This window comes from Rhizobium rhododendri (assembly GCF_007000325.2).
GTDB lineage: Bacteria > Pseudomonadota > Alphaproteobacteria > Rhizobiales > Rhizobiaceae > Rhizobium > Rhizobium rhododendri.
Genome location: NZ_CP117267.1, coordinates 3,174,103 through 3,194,336 on the forward strand (window position 1 = coordinate 3,174,103; position 20,234 = coordinate 3,194,336).

The window sequence follows — 20,234 nt, forward strand, 5'->3', positions numbered from 1 at the left end:
GTATGCCCCATGCCGAGCGCGGAATGGTCGTCGGCCTGTTCGGCGGCTCCTTCAATCCGCCGCACCCCGGCCATGTGCTGGTTGCAGAAATTGCCATCCGCCGGCTGGGCCTCGACCAGCTCTGGTGGATGGTGACGCCCGGCAACCCTTTGAAGAATACCAATCAGCTCGCCCCGATGGCAGAGCGCATCGCACTCAGCGAAAAGATTGCGATCGATCCCCGCATCAAGGTGACCGGCTTCGAGCAGGCGCTCAACATGCGCTATACGGCCGATACGCTGGCCCGCGTCAAGGCGCTGAACAGCCACGTGCATTTCATCTGGATCATGGGCGCCGATAGCCTGAACACGTTCCACAAATGGCAGAAGTGGCAGACCATCGCCAATACTTTCCCGATCGCCGTGATCGATCGGCCGGGTTCGACGCTCTCGCACCTGTCGGCAAAGATGGCGAAGACCTTTCACTACGCCCGTGTCGACGAAGACGACGCAAGGGTGCTGTGGAAGAAGCGTGCACCGGCCTGGACATTCATCCACGGTCCGCGCTCGACGCTGAGCTCGACCGCTCTCCGCGAAGAGCAGCAGAAAACCTGAATTTCCGAAATTTGAAATCCTCAAAAATGAAAAGCCCGACGGGGGAGGAGATCCGTCGGGCCTATCAAAACTGATCGACAACCGGGAGGAGGAGTGTCATCGATCCAAAATCGAATGGCGCTGGGAGGAGGAGTGCGCCGTTCGATGAGTTAAATCTAGCACAGCTGTCGAGAAGTAAAATCGTTGATATCGCAACGCAGCCATGCATTTTACAAATGACAGAAAAGTGCAAATGCACAAAATTAAATCTTTCGTAAGCTTTCGCGCGAGATCACACCGACCACCTACGCTGTTGACGACGCCCTGCCCCCAAAAGACGCTGGGGCGCCATGTTGCAGCCCGATGGATGTCACAGGGGCCTACAGAGCCATGCGAAATCGACCAAGTCAGTAGGGAATAGCAATCGGCGAAATCTCTGAAATCATTGTCGATTAATCGTGTTGACGAAACCGACGCTGGTCAAATCGCGCGAAGCGATATATTCCTGAAAATACTTCGCCAATTTGGAGATTACCATGCCGACCCGCCGTTCCTGGATGAAACTTGCCGCTGTAGCCATTGTCGCCGGCTGGCTCGGATTGACCACCGGCGTCTCTCCCTCGGCAGCGGCGGAAAAAATAACCGTGTTCGCTGCCGCCAGCATGAAGAACGCCCTCGACAGCGCAAACGCCGCTTACACCGCCCAGAGCGGCAAGCAGATCACCGTGTCCTATGCCGCGAGTTCGGCGCTGGCAAAGCAGATCGAGAGCGGCGCACCTGCAGATATCTTCATTTCGGCCGACACCGACTGGATGGCATACCTCGGCAACAAGAACCTGCTGAAGCCGGATACGCAGGTAAACCTATTGGGCAACCAGATCGTGCTCGTTGCCCCCCGCGACAAAGCGAAGCCGGTTGAGATCAAGGCCGGCATGGATTTCTCCGCCCTCCTCGGCGACGGTCGCCTGGCGATGGGCCAGGTCGATTCCGTGCCAGCCGGTAAATACGGCAAGGCAGCCCTCGAAAAACTGGGGATCTGGCCGTCGGTCGAAAGCAAGGTTGCCGGTGCCGAAAGCGTGCGCGCTGCGCTGGCGCTGGTATCGCGCGGCGAAGCCCCCTACGGAATTGTCTATCAGACGGATGCCGCCTCCGACCCGGGCGTCGCCATCGTCGGCACTTTTCCAGCAGACAGCCACCCGCCCATCATCTATCCGCTCGCCATCACTGCCAGCAGCAGGAACAAGGATGTCGATGCCTATTACGACTTCCTCAAGTCGTCCAAGGCGGAGCCTTTCTTCGAGCACGAAGGTTTCACCATCCTGAACTGAACATCGCCTGCCTGCTGCATGACCGGCGGACCAACAGGGAAAGAGAGCGGTTTTGGAGGGATGGCATTTAAGCAGTGACGAGTGGACGGCGATTCTGCTTAGCCTGCGCGTCGCTAGCGTGGCCATGCTGGTGAGCCTGCCATTCGGGGTCGCCGCAGCGCTGCTTCTCGCTCGCGGCCGGTTCTTTGGAAAATCGCTGCTGAACGGCATCATCCATATGCCGCTGATCCTGCCGCCGGTCGTCACCGGTTTTCTGCTGCTGATCCTGTTCGGTCGCCGCGGCGTCATCGGCGCCTTCCTCGACAACCATTTCGGCATCGTCTTTTCTTTTAGATGGACCGGTGCCGCGCTCGCCTGCGGAATCATGGGGTTCCCCCTGATGGTACGCAGCATCCGGCTGTCGCTGGAAGCCGTCGACCGCAAGCTGGAGGAGGCTGCAGGAACGCTGGGTGCCAGTCCTGTGTGGATATTCCTCACCGTCACCTTGCCGCTCACGCTCCCCGGTATCATTGCCGGCATGATCCTCTCATTTGCCAAGGCGATGGGGGAATTCGGCGCCACCATCACCTTCGTCTCCAACATTCCTGGCGAAACCCAGACGCTTTCGTCGGCAATCTATACCTTCACTCAGCTCCCCGGCGGCGATGCGGGCGCGCTGAGGCTCACCGTCGTCGCGGTGCTGATTTCCATGACCGCACTGCTGGCGTCCGAGTTTCTTGCCCGTTGGGTCGGCCGCAGGGTGGACGTCTGATGACGCTGACGGTGAACATCCGCCACAGGCTCGGCGCTTTTGCGCTGGACGCTGCCTTTACCGCAGAGGGCGGGGTTACGGCCCTGTTCGGCCGCTCCGGCTCTGGGAAGACCTCGCTCATCCGCAGCATTGCCGGGCTGATCCACCCCGACCACGGCCACGTTGCGCTCGATGGCAGGGTGCTGACGGACACGGACCAAAATATCTTCGTGCCCCGCCATCGCCGCCGTTTCGGCTACGTCTTTCAGGAGGCACGGCTGTTTCCGCATCTGTCGGTTCGCCACAACCTCGGCTATGGCCGCTGGTTCGCGCCGAAAACGACCGACCGCGACGATTTCGACAGCGTCGTCGATCTACTCGGGCTCGGCCCGCTTCTGGAGCGCCGACCCGGCAAGCTGTCGGGCGGCGAAAAGCAGCGGGTGGCAATCGGCCGTGCCCTGCTCTCCAACCCGCGCCTGTTGCTGATGGACGAGCCGCTGGCGGCACTCGACGAGGAGCGCAAGGCAGAGATCCTGCCCTATCTTGAACGGCTGCGCGACGAGACGAAAATCCCGATCGTCTATGTCAGCCACGCGATTGCAGAGGTCGCGAGGCTCGCAAGCCGCGTCGTCCTTTTGCGCGACGGCCATGTGGAAGCGGTCGGCAGCGCCGTCGAGGTTTTGAGCCTGCCATCGACGGCGGAGGGCGCCGAGCGCCGCGAGGCCGGCGTGCTGCTGGAAGGCCGCATCGACAGCATCTCGCAGACCCATCTCCTATCGACCGTCGCCCTGAAGACCGCGAAACTGCAGGTGCCGGGGACAGGATTTCCGGTCGGCAGGATGGTGCGGATCCACGTCCCCGCCCGCGATGTGATGCTGGCGACCGTGCGCCCGGAAGGCCTCAGCGCGCTCAATATTCTCGAAGGAACGATCACCTGGATCGGCGTGGTCGCCAACGGTGCGCTGGAAGTCCGCCTCAACTGTGGCGGCGACCCGATCCTGTCGCGGATTACCCAGCTGTCAGGCGAAAGACTGCGCTTGGCAGTGGGCATGACCGTTTTTGCAGTCATCAAGACAGTCGCCCTGCAAAACGGATGACCGGTGTTATCACGCTTCCGGCAACCCCTGCGGACGGTAGTGCTCCTGCAGCCACAGCAGATCGTCGGCGAGAACGAGGGCGACCGCCCGCTCCATCGCCCGGAACCGCTCGAGCAGCGCCTCGCCGAAGGGTGTCAGCACCGCACCGCCACCCTTCTGGCCGCCCCGCTGCGATTCGACCGAGGGCACGTCGAACATGCGGTTGAGGTCGCTGACCAGAAGCCATGCGCGGCGGTAGGACATATCCATGGCTCGCCCCGCCGCCGAAATCGAGCCCGTCCTGCGGATGTGCTCAAGCAGCTCCATCTTGCCCCGGCCAAGCCGATCCTGTCCCGTGAAACGGATGCGCAGGATGGCGTCTATCGTGTCGTTGGAATGTCTGGTCATGGCCCGCAGCTTTTGAGCGTTGTTTCCCTATACGCGCAGCACTCTTGGCTGTATACGGCCGTACCCGAGGCATCGATATGGGCCAATGGGAAGGCCGACGGGCAAAAATTCGCAGATCGGTGCCGAAAACGCATCGCTGGCCGAGAAACTGAGCCCCGACCGCCGATGCCGAGCTGCACGCGTCTTGAAACCTTAGTGCTTTGATGCCTATCTTGAGAACTGATTTGAACGACAGTTCGAATCAATCGCGTGCATGTTCTGTTACTCCTGAAAGGAAAAGCACTGACAACAGTACACGCCAAGGGACGAACGCTAGCCGTTGCCCCGAAGAGCCCGGAACGTGGCGTTGATGCCGCCGCCCGCGCCCTGCAAGCCGTCCTCAACAGCCTTGAGGACTCCAAAGCTGAAGACATCGTCACCATCAACATTGCGGGCAAATCCGCGCTGGGCGACTACATGGTTGTGGTCTCCGGGCGCTCAAACCGCCATGTCCTGGCGATCTCCGATCACCTCACGTCCGATATCAAGGGCGAAGGTCTCGGCAACCCGCGCGTCGAAGGTCTCGACGCAGGCGACTGGGTTCTGATCGACACTGGTGACATCATCGTCCACGTCTTCCGTCCGGAAATCCGCGAGTTCTACAACATCGAAAAGATGTGGGCCGCGCCGGATCTCGACGAGGGCACGATACACTAGCAGATCCGGTTTCCCCGGCTGCTGCGCAGGTTTGACTGGCCGCAACGGCATCTGTCGCGCGGCTAAGAAATATGTGCGGCCGTGCTGGCCATCGTCTCTGGAGTGAACATGCGGATTGGATTGTTTGCCGTTGGCCGGCTGAAGACCGGCCCGGAGAAGGATCTCGCGGCCCGCTATTTCGACCGGTTCGCCAAGACGGGCCCAGCCATCGGGCTGGATTTCTCGCGCGTCACCGAAGTCGCGGAAAGTCGTGCCTCGAACGGCGAAACGCGCAAGCGCGAGGAGGCGGCCATGCTGCTGAAATCGCTGCCGGACGCCAGTATCCTCATGCTGCTCGACGAGCGCGGCAAAGCGATGGACAGCGAGGCATTTGCTGCGCTCCTTGGCCAGTACCGGGACCAGGGCAAGCGCGACCTGACGATCGCCATCGGCGGCGCGGATGGCCTCGATCCTTCGCTCTACGACAGGGCAGACAGCACGATCTGTCTCGGCAAGATGACCTGGCCACACCAGCTTGTGCGGATTCTTATTGCCGAACAGCTCTACAGGGCGGTCACCATTCTCTCCGGCCACCCCTACCATCGCGTCTGAAAGTGGCGGATCGCTCACACAGCCGTGTTTTGATTTCGTCACCGAACTGGCGATATGTCTTGGCCATCGGCGGCAAATCAGCTTACGCCTTGCGCGATAGAGAAATCCTAAGCCATCCGCGATGAAACGATCCGCCGCCCCTCTGCCGCGTCTGCTCCCGCCGCCTCTCGCGGCAGGTACCCGTGCGGCCTTTTTGTGTGCAGCCGTAATGCTCGCGGCAGCTCCGGTGATCCAGGGATATCAGGCGCGCGCCGAGGATGGCGCTGCCGATCCGACGTCGTCGCGGTTGCCACCGGACCAGCAAACCGCCCCCGATACAGCCACCGCAAACCCGCCGGCGCCCGATCCGGCAGCCGACCTTGCCGAAAAACGCGACCAGACACGAGCCGAACTCGATAGCCTGTCGAAGACGATCACCCTCTCTGCCGAAAAGCAGAAGCAGCTTCAGGAAAGTGTAGCGGCGCTCGACAAGAGCAATGCCAGCCTGCGCCAGGCGCTGATCGATTCGGCATCGCGCCGCAAGACGATGGATCGCAAGATCGAAGACAGCGAAAGGGCGCTGACCGATCTGAAGGTCAAGGAGGGCGGCGTCCGTCGCTCGCTTCACGAACGGCGCGGTCTCCTGGCCGAGGTTTTGGCAGCGCTGGAGCGCATGGGCCGCGACCCGCCTCCGGCCCTGCTCGTCAGCCCCGACGACGCCCTCAATTCGGTGCGAAGCGCCATCCTGCTCGGCGCCGTGGTGCCCGGCATGCGCAAAGCGACTGAAAAGCTGCTTGCAGACCTCGGCGAACTGTCGACGCTGGAAGCCTCCACGGCCAAGGAAAAGGCAAACCTTTCCGCAACGCTCACGTCCAGTCTGGAGGAAGAGCGGCGTATGGATCTGCTGATCGCCGAGAACGACCGGCAGAGCAGGGAAAGCGCCGCTCAGATAGAGGACGAGCGCAAGCGTGCCGAGCAACTGGCAGGTAAGGCAACCAGCCTGGAAGGCCTTGTAGCCTCTCTCGAAAGCCAGATCGGCTCGGTGCGCAGCGCGGCAACGGCTGCCCGCGAGGAAGAACAACGCCGGCAAATGATGACCGACGAGCAGCGTGCCGAAGCCAAGGCCCTGGCCGAAAGCGGGGTGCCCGATAAAAACCGCATTGCCCCCGCATATCGATTTTCAGACCTAAAGCAGAAGCTCGAGCTGCCTGTGGCCGGTGATATTCTTCGGCACTTTGGAGACGACGACGGAACGGGACACACGGCCGCTGGCATGACGCTCGCAACCGGCCCCGGCGCGCTCGTCACGGCGCCCGCCGATGGCCTGGTGGTGTATGCCGGCGCTTTCCGCAGCTACGGCCAGATGATCATCCTCGATACCGGCGACGGCTTCCACATGGTTCTGTCCGGAATGGACGCCATCAAGACGCGCCAGGGAAAATTTGTTTTCGCCGGAGAACCGGTTGCGGTGATGGGCGAGAAAAGAGTGGCAAGTGCGACAGCATTGGCGCTGGAAACAAACAAGCCAACGCTTTACATTGAATTGAGAAAAGACGGAAAACCGGTTGATTCCCAACCCTGGTGGACCGCAAAGGATACTGGAAAGGCACGCAATGATTCGTAGGGCTTCTCTTGTCGTCATCGGCGCATTGATGGGTGCGACCGCCATGGGCGTCATTTACTCAGCGGGAGTCCCGGCGGAAGCTGCGAGCGGTTCCACGTATAAGGAATTGTCGGTATTCGGCGATGTCTTCGAGAGGGTTCGGGCGCAATACGTTACGCCTCCCCAGGAAGACAAGCTCATCGAGGCGGCCATCAATGGCATGCTTGCCTCGCTCGATCCGCATTCGAGCTACATGAATGCCAAGGATGCCCAGGACATGCGCACCCAGACCAAGGGTGAGTTTGGCGGTCTCGGCATCGAGGTAACGATGGAGAAGGACCAGATCAAGGTCGGCTCCACGATCGAGAATACCCCCGCCGACAAGGCCGGCGTCAAGGCTGGCGACTTCATCACCGCAATCGACGGATCGCCTGTAAAGGGCCTGAAACTCGAAGATGCCGTGCTGAAGATGCGCGGCGAGGTCAAGACGCCGATCAAGCTGACACTGCAGCGCGTCGGTGTCGATAAGCCGATCGAACTGACGATTGTCCGCGACATCATCCCGGTCGCCGCCGTCCGCTCGCATGTCGAAAACGATGTCGGCTACATCCGGATCCTGCAGTTTACCGAGAAGACCACACCGGATCTCGAAGCTGCCATCCAGAAGATCAAGCAGACCGTGCCAGCCGACAAGCTCAAGGGCTATGTCCTCGACCTGCGCCTCAACCCGGGCGGCTTGCTCGACCAGGCGATCAACGTCTGCGACGACGTCCTGGAGCGTGGCGAAGTGGTCTCGACCCGCGGCCGTAACCCGGACGAAACCCGCCGCTACAACGCCGGTCCGGGCGATCTGACAGACGGCAAGCCGATCATCGTGCTGATCAATGGCGGCTCCGCCTCCGCATCGGAAATCGTTGCAGGCGCCCTGCAAGACCTGCGCCGTGCCACGATCCTCGGCACGCGCTCCTTCGGCAAGGGGTCGGTCCAGACGATCATCCCGCTCGGTGAGAACGGTGCCTTGCGCCTGACCACGGCGCTCTATTACACGCCATCGGGCCGCTCGATCCAGGGCACCGGCATCACGCCTGACATCAAGGTCGACGAGCCGCTGCCGGACGATCTCAAGGGCAAGATGGTCTCCGAAGGCGAATCCACCCTGCGCGGTCACATCAAGGGCCAGTCTGAAACCGACGAAGGATCGGGCTCGGAAGCCTATGTGCCACCGGAGGTCAAGGACGACGTTCAGCTGAACTACGCGCTCGACCTGCTACGTGGCGTCAAGAAAGACCCCGCCTTCCCGCCAAATCCGGACAAGGCTGTAGTCGCCAAGTAAGACGTCGTATAGTAGGACGTCGCCAAGACAGAAAATGGCGCCGGGCTGGAAACAGACCCGGCGCCTTCACGACGCGGAACGACGATTTCCGATGTGGGGCGGACAAGGAAATTGGGAACGGACCTACACGCACCGCTGGGACAGAACCGCCCGCCTCGCCGCAATAGGCGCCTGCCGCCGGTGGGCCGTATGCTGGCAGCCCTCTGCCTGATCGCAATCGCCGGCTTCTCCCTCTACTCCGCGCTGATCCGCGATCCCTTCCAAAAATCTCCCCCCGTCGAAACCGCCGCCAAGGCACCGCCACCGGCTGAAACCGGGGATACGCCGTCGGAGGATGCGGCAGCCGTGTCGACGGGCATGCCGCAGGCAGACCCGCAATCCGGCGCCAACGTCGAGCGCAACCTCACCGGCGACGGTTCTGTTGTGACAACCTACACGCCAAAGCCGCGGGACGGCTCAGGGCCGGTCCTCGTCAGGGCCAACCAGATCGGCCAGGATCCCCGCATGGCGGCAACGCCCAATGATGCGTTGCTGGAAAACTCACCGTTCGGCCGGCTCCCCATCACCTCTCCCGCCGGCCTGCGGCCGATGGATCAATATGCGCGGCCCTGGTCCGGCGCCCACGGCACGCGCATCGCCATCGTCGTTGGCGGCCTCGGCCTCAGCCAGACCGGTACGCAGCGGGCCATAAAGCAGCTGCCGGAGGAAGTAACCCTTGCCTTTGCGGCCAGCGGCAACAGCCTGCAGCGCTGGATGCAGGACGCCCGTCGCAGCGGCCACGAAATCCTGCTGCAGGTACCGCTGGAGCCCTTCGATTATCCGGCCAACAACCCCGGTGCCGATACGTTGTTGACATCGCAGCCAGCGGCGAAAAACGTCGAAAACCTGCACAAGGCGATGGCTGAAATCACCAATTACACCGGCATCATGAATTATCTCGGCGGCCGCTTTCTGTCGAACCCGACCGCTTTTGAACCGGTTCTGCGCGATGTCGGCAAACGCGGCCTGCTATTCCTTGACGATGGCTCATCTGCGCAATCGAAATCCGGCACGATCGCCAAGGCGCTCGCCGTGCCGCATGCTTTTGCCGACATCCAGCTGGACAGCGAACTGAATGGCGACGCGATCACCCGGAAACTGGACGAGCTTGAGCGTATCGCCCGCCGCAACGGCTCGGCAATCGGCGTCGCATCCGCATTCGACGAAAGTGTCGACGCAATTTCCGCCTGGAGCGAGAATGCCGCAACGCGCGGCATCGAGATCGTTTCCGTCTCGGCGCTCGCCAACGATCCGAAACATCCCTGACCGGAGGATATGATGAGCAAGAATCCTAATCCCGTAAAAGCCGAGGACCTGCCTTATCGCCCCTGCGTCGGGGTGATGATCCTCAACGCCGAGGGCCTCGTCTGGGCCGGCCGGCGCATTCCCATCGGCAATTCCGAATATGATGGCTCGGAAAATCTCTGGCAGATGCCGCAAGGCGGCATCGACGAGGGCGAAGATCCGCTGGAAGCGGCCTATCGCGAACTCTACGAGGAGACGGGGATGAAAACCGTCACCCTGCTTGCCGAAGCCAGCGACTGGATCAACTACGATCTGCCACCCGAACTGATCGGCATCGGCCTGAGGGGGAGGTTTCGCGGCCAGACACAGCGCTGGTTCGCCTTCCGCTTCGATGGCGACGAAAGCGAGATCGCCATCAACCCGCCACCCGGCGGCCACGAGCCGGAATTCGACCAGTGGGAATGGAAGCCTATGGAGGAATTGCCGGAACTGATCGTCACCTTCAAGCGTGGCGTCTACGAGCGCGTCGTTGCCGAATTCCGCCATCTGGCCACACTTGGCAAGAGCAGCGACTGATCGACGTTGCCTGAAGCACAATCGGTATAGCTCTACCCTATAACGCCAGACCCCGGCAAAAGCCGGGGTCTGATACATGCAAACATCGATAAGACCTCAGTACTGGTCTTCGTCCTCGTCCTTCGGGGCGCGAAGGGACTTGAGCTTGGCGAAGACGGCATCGGCGTCGATCGCCTTTTCCTTTTCTTCGCGCTCGTAGGAGAATGGCAGCTTTTCGGTTTCCTGCGACGGCTGCAGGGTTGCGCCGAGTTCGGCAGCTGTCGGCAGCGGACGGCCCTTGGCAGCCTTCTCGACTTCCATGTCGAGGTCGATCTGGCTGCATAGACCGAGCGTCACCGGATCCATTGGCGCAAGGTTGGTCGAATTCCAGTGGGTGCGGTCACGGATCTGCTCGATCGTCGACTTGGTGGTGCCGACCAGGCGCGAGATCTGCGCGTCCTTCAGTTCCGGGTGATTGCGCACCAGCCAGAGGATCGCATTGGGGCGGTCCTGGCGCTTCGACACCGGCGTATAACGCGGGCCGCGACGCTTGGATTCCGGAACGCGCACTTTCGGTTCGGAAAGCTTCAGCTTGTAATCCGGCTTGCCTTCGGCGCGGGCGATTTCCTCGCGCGACAGCTGGCCGGTGGAAATCGGGTCGAGGCCCTTGATGCCCTGCGAGGCTTCGCCATCGGCAATGGCTTTGACTTCCAGCGGGTGAAGCTTGCAAAACTGCGCGATCTGTTCGAACGACAAGGCGGTGTTGTCGACAAGCCAGATGGCCGTAGCTTTCGGCATAAGCAGTTGTTGAGCCATGGGTATAGTCCTTCTGTCCGTCCGCGCCGGGGTCGCGGTCCGTGGGTGTTTTCACCACTGATGTCCGGGAAATGACGCCCTGTATATCCTCAGTGCCGCATAATTGCAATTCTTTGCGGATGAAATGCTCTTTGTCCAATGGACGCCGTATCTTAAGGTGCTATCTGTGGGGACAAAGACCGCAGTTTTTGTGAAAAAACGCGGGCCTAGCCGGACATTTCGAGGAGGAATCATGTCTGAAAAAATTTATCCGGTCACAAAGCCGGCCAGGCAGAATGCGCTGATCACCAAGGAAAAATACGAGACCTGGTACGCAGACAGCATCGCCGATCCCGACGCCTTCTGGGGCGAGCACGGCAAGCGCATCGATTGGTTCAAGCCCTACACCAAGGTCAAGAACACATCGTTCACCGGCAAGGTGTCGATCAAGTGGTTCGAGGACGGGCTGACCAACGTTGCCTATAACTGCATCGATCGCCATCTCGAAAAGCGCGGCAACCAAGTTGCCTTCATCTGGGAGGGCGACAATCCTTACATCGACAAGAAGATCACCTATAACGAACTCTACGATCAGGTTTGCCGGCTTGCCAACGTGCTGAAGAAGCACGGCGTCAAGAAGGGCGACCGCGTCACCATCTACATGCCGATGATCCCGGAAACCGCCTATGCGATGCTCGCCTGCGCCCGCATAGGCGCCGTGCACTCCGTCGTCTTCGGCGGCTTTTCGCCGGACGCGCTGGCAGGCAGAATCGTCGATTGCCAATCGACGTTCATCATCACTTCCGACGAGGGCGTACGCGCCGGCAAGCCAGTGCCGCTGAAGGACAACACCGATACGGCAATCCACATCGCCGCCCGCCAGCAGGTCATGGTCGACAAGGTGCTGGTCGTGCGCCGCACCGGCGGTAAGACCGGCTGGGCGCCCGGCCGCGACCTCTGGTACCACCAGGAAATGGCCGCCGTGACGGCGGATTGCCCGCCTGCGAAGATGAAGGCCGAGGACCCGTTGTTCATCCTCTACACCTCGGGCTCGACCGGCAAGCCGAAGGGCGTACTGCACACGACGGGCGGCTACCTCGTCTATGCGGCCATGACGCACGAATACACCTTCGATTACCATGACGGCGATATTTACTGGTGCACCGCCGATGTTGGCTGGGTCACAGGCCATTCCTATATCGTCTACGGTCCACTCGCCAACGGCGCGACATCTGTCATGTTCGAGGGCGTGCCCAATTTCCCCGACCAGGGCCGTTTCTGGGAGATCGTCGACAAGCACAAGGTCAACATTTTCTACACTGCGCCAACCGCAATCCGCTCGCTGATGGGGGCAGGCGACGAGTTCGTTACTCGCGCCTCACGCGCCAGCCTGAGGCTGCTCGGCACAGTCGGCGAACCCATCAACCCGGAAGCCTGGAACTGGTATTACAATGTCGTCGGCGATGGCAGATGTCCGGTGGTCGACACCTGGTGGCAGACCGAGACCGGCGGACACATGATCACGCCGCTGCCCGGCGCTACGGATCTGAAACCGGGCTCGGCCACCAAGCCGTTCTTCGGAGTCATTCCCGAGCTGGTCGATGCCGAGGGCAGGGTGCTCGAGGGTGCCGCAGACGGTAATCTCTGCATCGCCGACAGCTGGCCCGGCCAGATGCGCACGCTCTATGGTGACCACAAGCGTTTCATCGAGGCCTATTTCTCTACCTACAAGGGCAAATACTTCACCGGCGACGGCTGCCGGCGCGACGCCGATGGCTATTATTGGATAACCGGCCGTGTGGACGACGTACTCAACGTCTCCGGCCACCGGCTTGGAACGGCGGAGGTCGAATCGGCGCTGGTGTCGCACAACCTTATCTCGGAAGCCGCTGTCGTCGGTTACCCTCATGCAATCAAGGGGCAGGGGATCTACTGCTACGTGACGCTGATGTCCGGCCACGAAGGCACCGATGCGCTGAGGGCCGAGCTCATCAAGCATGTGCGGACCGAGATCGGCCCAATCGCCACGCCAGACAAGATCCAGTTCTCGCCGGGCCTTCCGAAAACGCGCTCGGGAAAGATCATGCGCCGTATCCTGCGCAAGATCGCCGAGGACGATTTCGCGGCGCTGGGAGATACCTCCACCCTTGCCGATCCCGCCGTCGTCGACGACCTCATCGCCAACCGCCAGAACAAGGCAGAGGCAGCCTGACGACAGTGGTCTTACCTCTTGCGCTTCCGGACGCTGGCGGAACCAATCCTGTACCAGTTCGTTAGCTGATTAGAAGTTCAAAGGAGAAGTCACATGGGTAGCACATCAGACAAGGCCTCGGGTCTCGCCAATGAAGCCGTCGGCAACGTCAAGCAGGGCGTTGGCAAGCTTGTCGGCAACGAAAAGCTGCAGGCTGAGGGCAAGCTGCAGGAAATAAAGGGCGAAGGCCAGCAGGCACTTGGCGACGCCAAGGACACCGTCAAGGACGGCGCCGCAGCAGCTTCGGACTACGCCAACAAGAAGCTCTGAGCTTTCTAGAGACACAGAATTTTAAAAGGACGGGGATCGCATCTCCGTCCTTTTTGCATTCGGAGCGGAAGTGTCGTGACTGCCTGAGCATGGTCGAAGCAGGCCCCTTCTATAAACCGGCAGATATGTCAACCTCGCCATGCAACCTTTTCTGCACTGGCGCATTGTATAGGCAGGAAAACAAGGAAGATCACAATGACCGATTATGATGTAAACCAGCTCAAGTCCTCTTGCTTCACAGCCATCGTATTCATGAGCGTTGCTGCTGTTGCTCTCGGCCTGATGTTCCACCTCGTCAACGCCTGATTACGGAAGTCGCTATACTCGGCGACTGACAACGTTTACTTCGCCACCAATACTGGCGATTAGCATTCCATAGGTCGGCGCGGCTCATCTCTGAGATTTGACGATGGAAATGCAAGAAGAAAAACCATTACATTATTTATGCGACCCGCCGCGCTAACGAGCGTGCAACTATTGCAGTACGATGCAGGAAATCCGTTGCGTCAGCATCTTATGCAGCTTGGTGGGCATTGACCTCTTTCACGGCTGGACTCTTGACTCTTTCGCAAAACATTTTATTACCTGCGACGGAATAGGAAGACGGTCCATGGTTCGTTTCGAACAGATCCGCGACTGCGACCGCCTGGCAGCCCCTGCCGGGTCGCATAGCCGTTTTCCGATATCTTCCAACACCAAGGCCAAAACCACGACGAAAACCGTCTGACGTTTCCTGGCCTGCCGCTCTCTCCCCGGCTCGGCTGGGGACAGGGAACCGCTGATCGCGGCTCCCCCTCACCGGATAGCGGAGAGATGAGAAAGAGAGCATAAAATGGGTTTCAAAGTCGCAATCGCAGGCGCTACCGGCAATGTCGGTCGTGAAATGCTCAACATCCTCTCCGAACGCGGCTTTCCCGCCGACGAAGTCGTGGCGCTGGCCTCGGCCCGCAGCCAGGGAACGGAAGTGTCGTTCGGCGACCGGACGCTGAAGGTCCAGAACCTCGAAAACTACAATTTTGCCGATACCGACATCTGCCTGATGTCGGCCGGCGGCGAAATCTCTAAGAAGTGGTCGCCGAAGATCGGTGCGCAGGGCTGCGTCGTCATCGATAATTCGTCGGCCTGGCGCTACGATCAGGACGTGCCGCTGATCGTGCCGGAAGTGAATGCCGACGCTATCGACATGTTCACCCGCCGCAACATCATTGCCAATCCCAATTGCTCGACTGCACAGCTTGTCGTCGCCCTGAAGCCGCTGCATGATTTTGCCAAGATCAAGCGCATCGTCGTATCGACCTACCAGTCGGTGTCGGGCGCCGGCAAGGATGGCATGGACGAACTGTTCAACCAGACACGCGCTGTCTTCGTTGCCGATCCGATGGCCAACAAGAAGTTTCCAAAGCGCATCGCCTTCAACGTAATCCCGCACATCGATGTGTTCATGGAAGACGGCTACACGAAGGAAGAGTGGAAGGTGCTGGCCGAAACCAAGAAGATCCTCGATCCGAAGATCAGGGTGACCTGCACGGCCGTGCGCGTTCCGGTCTTCATCGGCCACTCGGAATCAGTCAATATCGAGTTCGAGAACGAAATTAGCGCCGATCAGGCGCGCGACATCCTGCGCGAAGCGCCCGGCTGCATCGTCATCGACAAGCACGAGGACGGCGGCTACATGACGCCATACGAATCGGCCGGCGAGGACGCGACCTATATCTCGCGCATCCGTGAGGACGCGACCGTCGAGAATGGCCTCAACATCTGGGTCGTCTCCGACAACCTTCGCAAGGGTGCCGCCCTGAACGCCATCCAGATCGCCGAGCTGTTGATCAATCGCGGGCTCATCAAGCCCCGCAAGCAGGCCGCCTGAGAGGACTACTTTTTATAAAGGTCTAGCCTATATAACCCTGCGGTTCGCTTGCGAACGGCGGGGTTTTTCACGGATACCGGAGGTCGGGCGGCAGCGTCCACGCCCGAGGGATGGTTTTGGACGGATCAAAAGGACATCGGACGTTGGCGGGGCCGGCGCGGATGTCGAAACACAGGGACGAGGAATGCGCATGAAGAAGTCTGGTTGGGCGGCGCTCGCAGCCGTGCTCATGATAACGGCGCCGGTGGCAGCCGAGGCTGCGCAGTGCGGCAACACGGCAGCCGGATTTCCGGCCTGGGTCGGTGAGTTCAAGCAGGAAGCGGCAGCCAAGGGCATCAGCCCCCAGGTTCTCGACCGCGCCTTTGCCGATGTCCACTACAACCAGCCGACGATCCGTGCCGACCGTGGCCAGAAGAGCTTCAAGCTGTCGTTCGAAGAGTTCATGAAGAAGCGCGGCGGCCAGACGGTCATCAATCGTGGCCGCGGCATGAAGCAGGCGAACGCCGCATTGTTTGCCAACATCGAGCGCAAATACGGCGTGCCGGCCGGTCCCCTGATCGCAATCTGGGGCATGGAAACAGGCTTTGGCAGCTATATGGGCAATGAGCACACGATGTCCGCCGTCTCGACGCTGTCCTACGATTGCCGCCGCAGCGACTATTTCACCGATCAGCTTTATGCAGCGCTGAAACTGGTTGGCGAAGGCTATCTCAGCCCGTCGGCACGTGGCGCAGCCCATGGCGAAATCGGCCAGACGCAGTTTCTGCCACGCAATGTCGTCAATTTCGGCGTTGACGGCGACGGCAATGGCCGGATCGACATGGTCGGCTCGAAGGCCGATGCGCTCGCCTCGACTGCCAACTTCCTGCGCGGCCACGGCTGGCGTCCAGGCGAGGGCTACCAGCCCGGCGAACCGAATTTCAATGCCATTGCCGGCTGGAATGCTGCCGTCGTCTATCAGCAGTCGATCGCCTATATCGGTAAGCAGATCGACGGAAAGTAAGCTTCATACTTCGTGTGAATGGTGGGCTCCGGGAAACCGGGGCCTTTTTTATTTTCGCGTTTCACAGAAACGCAGGATGTCCTGCAGCTTTTATGTAAGCCGCATATGCGCGCGACGGCGTTAGGCCGGGCTGCTACGGCGTCTCTCGACGATGCCTGAGGTGGCGACGTAGTTCCGGCCGCTGGCCTTAGCTGCGTAGAGCGCCATGTCGGCTTTCTTGATCAGGTCCTCGAAATGATCGCCGTGCGCCGAATAGGTCCGGGCAGCGCAGCCAAAGCTGGCGGTGACATCGACGACGCCGCCGTCGGGCAGCGGAATGCGGGCGTCCTGCACCGCGCGCCGCATCCGCTCGGCAACCGATGCAGCTTCATCCTTGCTGGTGTCGGGCAGCAGGGCTGGAAACTCTTCGCCGCCGTGGCGCACCAGCAGGTCGACGCCGCGAAAATTGCGCTTGGCAATGGCGGCCACCTGCCGCAGCACATCGTCTCCCACATCGTGGCCATGCTGGTCGTTGATCTTCTTGAAATGATCGAGATCGAAAAGCACGACAGCAACCGGACGGGCGCGATCCTTGCCAAGCAGCGCCTCTGCAGCAGCCTCGAAGCCACGGCGATTGTAGAGGCCTGTCAGCAGGTCCGTCTGCGAGGCGCTGCGCAGTTCGGTCACCAGTTCCTCACGCTCGCGGGTCAGCCGGTCGAGCAGACGCATCCCCTTGACCGCGAGACCGCCGACGATGGCCGCCAACAGCGACAGGATGAGTGCCAGACCTACCACTGCCAGCAAATGATAGTGGGCACGCCGCGATAGTTCGTCGCCGGTATCCTGGAGATTTTGCGTCACGGAGAGGATGTTCTGCCGCAGGAACGCCAGCCGTCCCTCCTCAGCCACCGTCCAGAGGTTGCGCAGCTCCGGCGTCGGTCGCAGGACGCCGGAGAGGATCGCCTGCGAATAAACATCGGCGCGCTTTTCGCCCGGCTGGTTGAGGAAGTCGATGATGCCGCGTATGACCGGCGAAGAGGTGTGAAAGCGCAACCGGTCCGTACCCAGGCGCCGTGTCACGTCGCCTTGCAGCAGCTGCTCGCGCGACATGGCGGAAAAACCGATCTGTTCGAGGTAATGGCTGCCGATATTGTTGACCACGAGCTCGCCGTGATAGGTCAGAAGGATGCTCATCAGCTCATTCGACTTGCGCAGCAGCAATGGATCGTGGATCAGGGCTGAGAGGCTGTCGCCAAGGCCCAGCTGGCGAAGTGCTGCCTGCCGGTACATATAGCCGACATTGGCATGGCGGCCGTAGCGCCCGTCGTCGATGGCCGACCTGAGGCCGACGATCCGGCTGTAACCGAAGCGCAGCCGTGACAGCTGGCCATTGATGCCACCGGAAAATTTGTCCGCTGAGGGCAGTCGCGCAAAGAAGTGCCTGCGGGCGCTGTCGACGGCATCCCTTGTGCTGCGCATTGCTGCTGCGGTGTCGGGATTTCTATCGAGCAGGAAGGCCTGCGTTGCCACCATTTCGGCCGGAATTTCCGTCGAGGCAATGGCGCCGCCGTGCGCCAGCATTTCGGCTACCAGCCGGTCTGCCTCCAGCGTCCGGTACTGCTCGAAGGACGACGCGATCAGCAGAAGTCCGGCCGCCATCATGAAAGCAAACGGCAGGAGGATCGCAGCAAGGACTGTTTTCTTGATGGTCTGGAATTGCATGGATGCGCCTTTACGGGTCCATCCATTTCCTGCCAGCGGATGCACTCATAGCGATATTAACAGATATCGCTTGAAAAGTGACCACGTAAATAGGGGGGGTATCAAGCGCCGGGACGGATGAAGTCGCCGGTTTCGCCGTCCATGACCCACAATTCGCCCGTCGAGATGTCGAACCATGCGCCGTGAAGCTGCAACTGGCCCTCTTTTTCGAGTTCGCGGATATCCGGGAAGCTGCGCAGATTGGCGATCGAATTGCGAATGGAAACGCGCTCGAGTGCCGTCTGACGCTCGCCCTGGGTCATCATGTCGTTGTTCTGGATCTGCTCGGCCGCAGTGGAAACCAGCGACATCCAGCGACCGATGAAATCACCGGGAGAAAGCGGCTCGGAGCTCGGGTCGAGGGCAGCACGGATACCGCCGCAGCGACCGTGGCCCATGACGACGATGTTCTTGATCTTCAGCGCCTGCACGGCAAACTCGAGTGCTGCCGATGTCGCATGGAAATTGCCATCCGGCTCATAGGGCGGCACGATGTTTGCGACGTTGCGGATGACGAACATCTCGCCGGGACCGGCATCGAAAATTGTTTCCGGGGCTGCCCGCGAATCGGAACAGGCAATCACCATTGTCGAGGGGCTTTGGCCCTGCTCCGCAAGGCTGCGATAGCGCTCGCGCTCGTCAACGTAGCGCCCGCCCATGAAGCTGTTGTAGCCGTCGATCAGGAAAGAAGGAAAAGTGTGCATGCATCCCGATTAGCGCGGCGAGACGCCGAGATCAACAGTCGAGATGTTAAAAATTTGTGTCACCGCCGCTAGCGCTTGCGACGGTGGGCCGGATGCATGAGGTGGCGCATCTGCACCATGGCCATCGGTGTCGACAGGCTGGCCGCGTCGGCCGCCAGCGTCAGTTCGTCACTGCCGCGCTTCACGGCACGGGCGAGCACCTCGTAGACGCTGGCTGTTGCCAGCTGCAGCGCCCGCTCCTCTTCCATGCCGGACATCAGCCGCGACAGGAACAGTGCCGCCAGCAGGTCGCCGAGACCGTTCGGGGCGTTGTCGATTGCCCGGTGTTCGGCCAGCAGCGCGTTGCGACCGCTGAGATAGAGATTGCCGGTGCCGCCGGCCATCATCGGCACCGCCGAAGTCACGAGCATGCGCGACGGACCGAGCGCCAGGGCTGCTTCCATCACGGCATTGTTGTCGTCGAGCGGCGCACCGGAAAGCCAGGCAAGCTCGTAGCGGTTCGGCGTTGCCAGCGAGGCGAGGGGCAAGAGATGGTCGCGGATGGCTTCCGCCGTCGGCTGCGGCACGTAGAGCCCGCCGAGATCGCCGATGACGGGATCGCAGGCATAGAACAGGTCCGGCGTCTTTTCGCGCATCGCCGTGATCAGCCGGGCGACCGAATGTGCCTGGGCGGCATTGGCGAAGTAGCCGGACAGCACGGCCTTGACCTCCGGAAGCCAGGGTGCCGCCAGCAGGTCATCGATGGCAAGGTCGAAATCGGCTTCAGGAAATGTCAGCCGTGTCGATCTTCCATGGCCGGGGTGCCATGGCAAAACAATGGTTGGCAGCGCCCAGACGGGATGCCCCAGCGTCTCCAGCGCAAAGACGGCAGCGCGGTTACCCACCGAGCCCCGCACCACGTGGCTGGAAATGACAAGGACCGCGCCCTCTGCTGTGTCCGACATGGTGATGACTTTCGGTGATGGCTGGCCGTGTTTACGGAATGTTTGATGAGGCGTTCGCGGTTGCCTGTCAACGAAGATTGACGTTGCCTGGCAGACCGCGCCAAAATCACGGTCGCGTCGGCCACTCGGGAGGTCCGGGCCTGCGCCGCCTGGAACGTTACAAGTAGCGCTGCACCCTGGCCTGCAAAAGTGCGATGAGCCTTTGGTCCATGAAGGTGTAGTCGTCCGGAATGTCGAGGCAGATGATCCGCTTGCCCTTCAGCACGGATCGGTATCGGCGCTGTATCTTGGATCGATGGATTTTCTCCATCGCGAAGATGATGTCTGCCCATTCGACCAACTCCGTCGACAGAGGATTTTCGGCATCGTTGTTTGTGCCAGCCGACATAACCTCGATGTCACGCCTGCCGGCAAATACCTGCTCGGCCGTCGGACTGCGAAGCTTGTTTTGACTGCAGACGAAGAGGATGTTTTGCATGTCGAGATCTCTGTGTAATTAAATCGA

The 20,234-nt window shown here is 60.8% G+C and carries 19 protein-coding genes and 1 pseudogene; 14 read left to right on the top strand and 6 right to left on the bottom strand.

Going from position 1 to position 20,234, the window contains the following annotated elements; translation table 11 throughout:
* Nucleotides 1-2: 2 nt before the first annotated feature.
* The 4 genes from PR018_RS15395 (at nucleotide 3) to modC (ending at nucleotide 3,727) form a co-directional block, all read left to right on the top strand.
* Nucleotides 3-593: a nicotinate-nucleotide adenylyltransferase gene (locus tag PR018_RS15395; RefSeq protein ID WP_142824846.1), complete on the top strand. Its 591-nt coding sequence runs from the start codon at nucleotides 3-5 to the stop codon at nucleotides 591-593.
* Between the two features lie 515 nt (nucleotides 594-1,108).
* Nucleotides 1,109-1,900: a molybdate ABC transporter substrate-binding protein gene (gene modA, locus PR018_RS15400; protein ID WP_142828755.1), complete on the top strand. Its 792-nt coding sequence runs from the start codon at nucleotides 1,109-1,111 to the stop codon at nucleotides 1,898-1,900.
* A gap of 52 nt (nucleotides 1,901-1,952) precedes the next feature.
* Nucleotides 1,953-2,651, top strand: coding sequence for a molybdate ABC transporter permease subunit (gene modB, locus PR018_RS15405; protein ID WP_142824517.1), 699 nt, complete (start codon nucleotides 1,953-1,955; stop codon nucleotides 2,649-2,651).
* Entirely contained in the window at nucleotides 2,651-3,727 is a 1,077-nt protein-coding gene (gene modC / locus PR018_RS15410) for a molybdenum ABC transporter ATP-binding protein (protein WP_142824516.1), read from the top strand. Before modB ends, modC begins: the two co-directional genes overlap by 1 nt.
* Nucleotides 3,728-3,736: 9 nt before the next feature.
* On the opposite strand, the gene PR018_RS15415 is transcribed toward modC, so the two are convergent.
* A complete protein-coding gene (locus PR018_RS15415) occupies nucleotides 3,737-4,114 on the bottom strand; it encodes a winged helix-turn-helix domain-containing protein (protein ID WP_142824515.1) in 378 nt (125 codons plus the stop codon).
* A gap of 253 nt (nucleotides 4,115-4,367) precedes the next feature.
* Between PR018_RS15415 and rsfS the strand changes: the two are divergent.
* From rsfS to PR018_RS15445, 6 genes and pseudogenes are all read left to right on the top strand, one after another.
* Nucleotides 4,368-4,810 (top strand): annotated as a pseudogene (gene rsfS, locus PR018_RS15420) (ribosome silencing factor).
* A gap of 108 nt (nucleotides 4,811-4,918) precedes the next feature.
* On the top strand, nucleotides 4,919-5,401 hold the full coding sequence (gene rlmH, locus PR018_RS15425; protein WP_142824514.1) for a 23S rRNA (pseudouridine(1915)-N(3))-methyltransferase RlmH: 483 nt from the start codon (nucleotides 4,919-4,921) through the stop codon (nucleotides 5,399-5,401).
* 151 nt (nucleotides 5,402-5,552) lie between these two features.
* Nucleotides 5,553-7,004, top strand: a complete 1,452-nt coding sequence (locus PR018_RS15430; protein WP_374108287.1) for a murein hydrolase activator EnvC family protein — start codon at nucleotides 5,553-5,555, stop codon at nucleotides 7,002-7,004.
* Nucleotides 6,994-8,316, top strand: a complete 1,323-nt coding sequence (locus tag PR018_RS15435; protein WP_142828751.1) for a S41 family peptidase — start codon at nucleotides 6,994-6,996, stop codon at nucleotides 8,314-8,316. Before PR018_RS15430 ends, PR018_RS15435 begins: the two co-directional genes overlap by 11 nt.
* Before the next feature lie 111 nt (nucleotides 8,317-8,427).
* The gene (locus PR018_RS15440; RefSeq protein WP_142828749.1) at nucleotides 8,428-9,621 is read left to right on the top strand and encodes a divergent polysaccharide deacetylase family protein; all 1,194 of its coding nucleotides are present in this window, start codon (nucleotides 8,428-8,430) and stop codon (nucleotides 9,619-9,621) included.
* Between the two features lie 12 nt (nucleotides 9,622-9,633).
* Nucleotides 9,634-10,176, top strand: coding sequence for an RNA pyrophosphohydrolase (locus PR018_RS15445; RefSeq protein WP_142824510.1), 543 nt, complete (start codon nucleotides 9,634-9,636; stop codon nucleotides 10,174-10,176).
* 96 nt (nucleotides 10,177-10,272) lie between these two features.
* Here the strand turns inward: PR018_RS15445 and PR018_RS15450 are convergent, their stop codons facing one another.
* Complete coding sequence (locus tag PR018_RS15450) at nucleotides 10,273-10,971, bottom strand: DUF1013 domain-containing protein (protein WP_111222093.1); 699 nt, start codon at nucleotides 10,969-10,971, stop codon at nucleotides 10,273-10,275.
* Between the two features lie 232 nt (nucleotides 10,972-11,203).
* On the opposite strand from PR018_RS15450, the gene acs reads away from it, so the two are divergent.
* The 4 genes from acs (at nucleotide 11,204) to PR018_RS15470 (ending at nucleotide 16,341) form a co-directional block, all read left to right on the top strand.
* Entirely contained in the window at nucleotides 11,204-13,162 is a 1,959-nt protein-coding gene (acs, locus tag PR018_RS15455; RefSeq protein ID WP_142824509.1) for an acetate--CoA ligase, read from the top strand.
* A gap of 93 nt (nucleotides 13,163-13,255) precedes the next feature.
* Nucleotides 13,256-13,471: a CsbD family protein gene (locus tag PR018_RS15460; RefSeq protein WP_142824508.1), complete on the top strand. Its 216-nt coding sequence runs from the start codon at nucleotides 13,256-13,258 to the stop codon at nucleotides 13,469-13,471.
* A gap of 832 nt (nucleotides 13,472-14,303) precedes the next feature.
* Nucleotides 14,304-15,338, top strand: coding sequence for an aspartate-semialdehyde dehydrogenase (locus PR018_RS15465; protein WP_111222096.1), 1,035 nt, complete (start codon nucleotides 14,304-14,306; stop codon nucleotides 15,336-15,338).
* 184 nt (nucleotides 15,339-15,522) lie between these two features.
* Nucleotides 15,523-16,341, top strand: coding sequence for a lytic murein transglycosylase (locus PR018_RS15470; protein WP_142824507.1), 819 nt, complete (start codon nucleotides 15,523-15,525; stop codon nucleotides 16,339-16,341).
* Nucleotides 16,342-16,461: 120 nt separating this feature from the next.
* On the opposite strand, the gene PR018_RS15475 is transcribed toward PR018_RS15470, so the two are convergent.
* The 4 genes from PR018_RS15475 to PR018_RS15490 form a co-directional block, all read right to left on the bottom strand.
* A complete protein-coding gene (locus PR018_RS15475; protein ID WP_142824506.1) occupies nucleotides 16,462-18,042 on the bottom strand; it encodes a GGDEF domain-containing protein in 1,581 nt (526 codons plus the stop codon).
* 101 nt (nucleotides 18,043-18,143) lie between these two features.
* Nucleotides 18,144-18,785, bottom strand: a complete 642-nt coding sequence (locus PR018_RS15480) for a carbonic anhydrase (protein ID WP_142824505.1) — start codon at nucleotides 18,783-18,785, stop codon at nucleotides 18,144-18,146.
* Nucleotides 18,786-18,853: 68 nt separating this feature from the next.
* Nucleotides 18,854-19,729, bottom strand: a complete 876-nt coding sequence (gene pdxY, locus PR018_RS15485; RefSeq protein WP_142824504.1) for a pyridoxal kinase PdxY — start codon at nucleotides 19,727-19,729, stop codon at nucleotides 18,854-18,856.
* Between the two features lie 157 nt (nucleotides 19,730-19,886).
* Entirely contained in the window at nucleotides 19,887-20,207 is a 321-nt protein-coding gene (locus PR018_RS15490; RefSeq protein ID WP_142824503.1) for a low molecular weight protein tyrosine phosphatase family protein, read from the bottom strand.
* Between the last annotated feature and the right edge of the window lie 27 nt (nucleotides 20,208-20,234).

Excerpts from the sequence above, each read along its gene's own strand:
- PR018_RS15465 (WP_111222096.1), top strand. The coding sequence starts at position 14,304 with ATGGGTTTCAAAGTCGCAATCGCAGGCGCTACCGGCAATGTCGGTCGT.
- modA (WP_142828755.1), top strand. The coding sequence starts at position 1,109 with ATGCCGACCCGCCGTTCCTGGATGAAACTTGCCGCTGTAGCCATTGTC.
- PR018_RS15450 (WP_111222093.1), bottom strand. The coding sequence starts at position 10,971 with ATGGCTCAACAACTGCTTATGCCGAAAGCTACGGCCATCTGGCTTGTC.
- PR018_RS15445 (WP_142824510.1), top strand. The coding sequence starts at position 9,634 with ATGAGCAAGAATCCTAATCCCGTAAAAGCCGAGGACCTGCCTTATCGC.
- PR018_RS15435 (WP_142828751.1), top strand. The coding sequence starts at position 6,994 with ATGATTCGTAGGGCTTCTCTTGTCGTCATCGGCGCATTGATGGGTGCG.
- PR018_RS15470 (WP_142824507.1), top strand. The coding sequence starts at position 15,523 with ATGCGCATGAAGAAGTCTGGTTGGGCGGCGCTCGCAGCCGTGCTCATG.
- PR018_RS15460 (WP_142824508.1), top strand. The coding sequence starts at position 13,256 with ATGGGTAGCACATCAGACAAGGCCTCGGGTCTCGCCAATGAAGCCGTC.
- acs (WP_142824509.1), top strand. The coding sequence starts at position 11,204 with ATGTCTGAAAAAATTTATCCGGTCACAAAGCCGGCCAGGCAGAATGCG.
- rlmH (WP_142824514.1), top strand. The coding sequence starts at position 4,919 with ATGCGGATTGGATTGTTTGCCGTTGGCCGGCTGAAGACCGGCCCGGAG.
- PR018_RS15480 (WP_142824505.1), bottom strand. The coding sequence starts at position 18,785 with ATGCACACTTTTCCTTCTTTCCTGATCGACGGCTACAACAGCTTCATG.
- pdxY (WP_142824504.1), bottom strand. The coding sequence starts at position 19,729 with ATGTCGGACACAGCAGAGGGCGCGGTCCTTGTCATTTCCAGCCACGTG.
- modC (WP_142824516.1), top strand. The coding sequence starts at position 2,651 with ATGACGCTGACGGTGAACATCCGCCACAGGCTCGGCGCTTTTGCGCTG.
- PR018_RS15395 (WP_142824846.1), top strand. The coding sequence starts at position 3 with ATGCCCCATGCCGAGCGCGGAATGGTCGTCGGCCTGTTCGGCGGCTCC.
- PR018_RS15490 (WP_142824503.1), bottom strand. The coding sequence starts at position 20,207 with ATGCAAAACATCCTCTTCGTCTGCAGTCAAAACAAGCTTCGCAGTCCG.
- PR018_RS15475 (WP_142824506.1), bottom strand. The coding sequence starts at position 18,042 with ATGCAATTCCAGACCATCAAGAAAACAGTCCTTGCTGCGATCCTCCTG.
- PR018_RS15415 (WP_142824515.1), bottom strand. The coding sequence starts at position 4,114 with ATGACCAGACATTCCAACGACACGATAGACGCCATCCTGCGCATCCGT.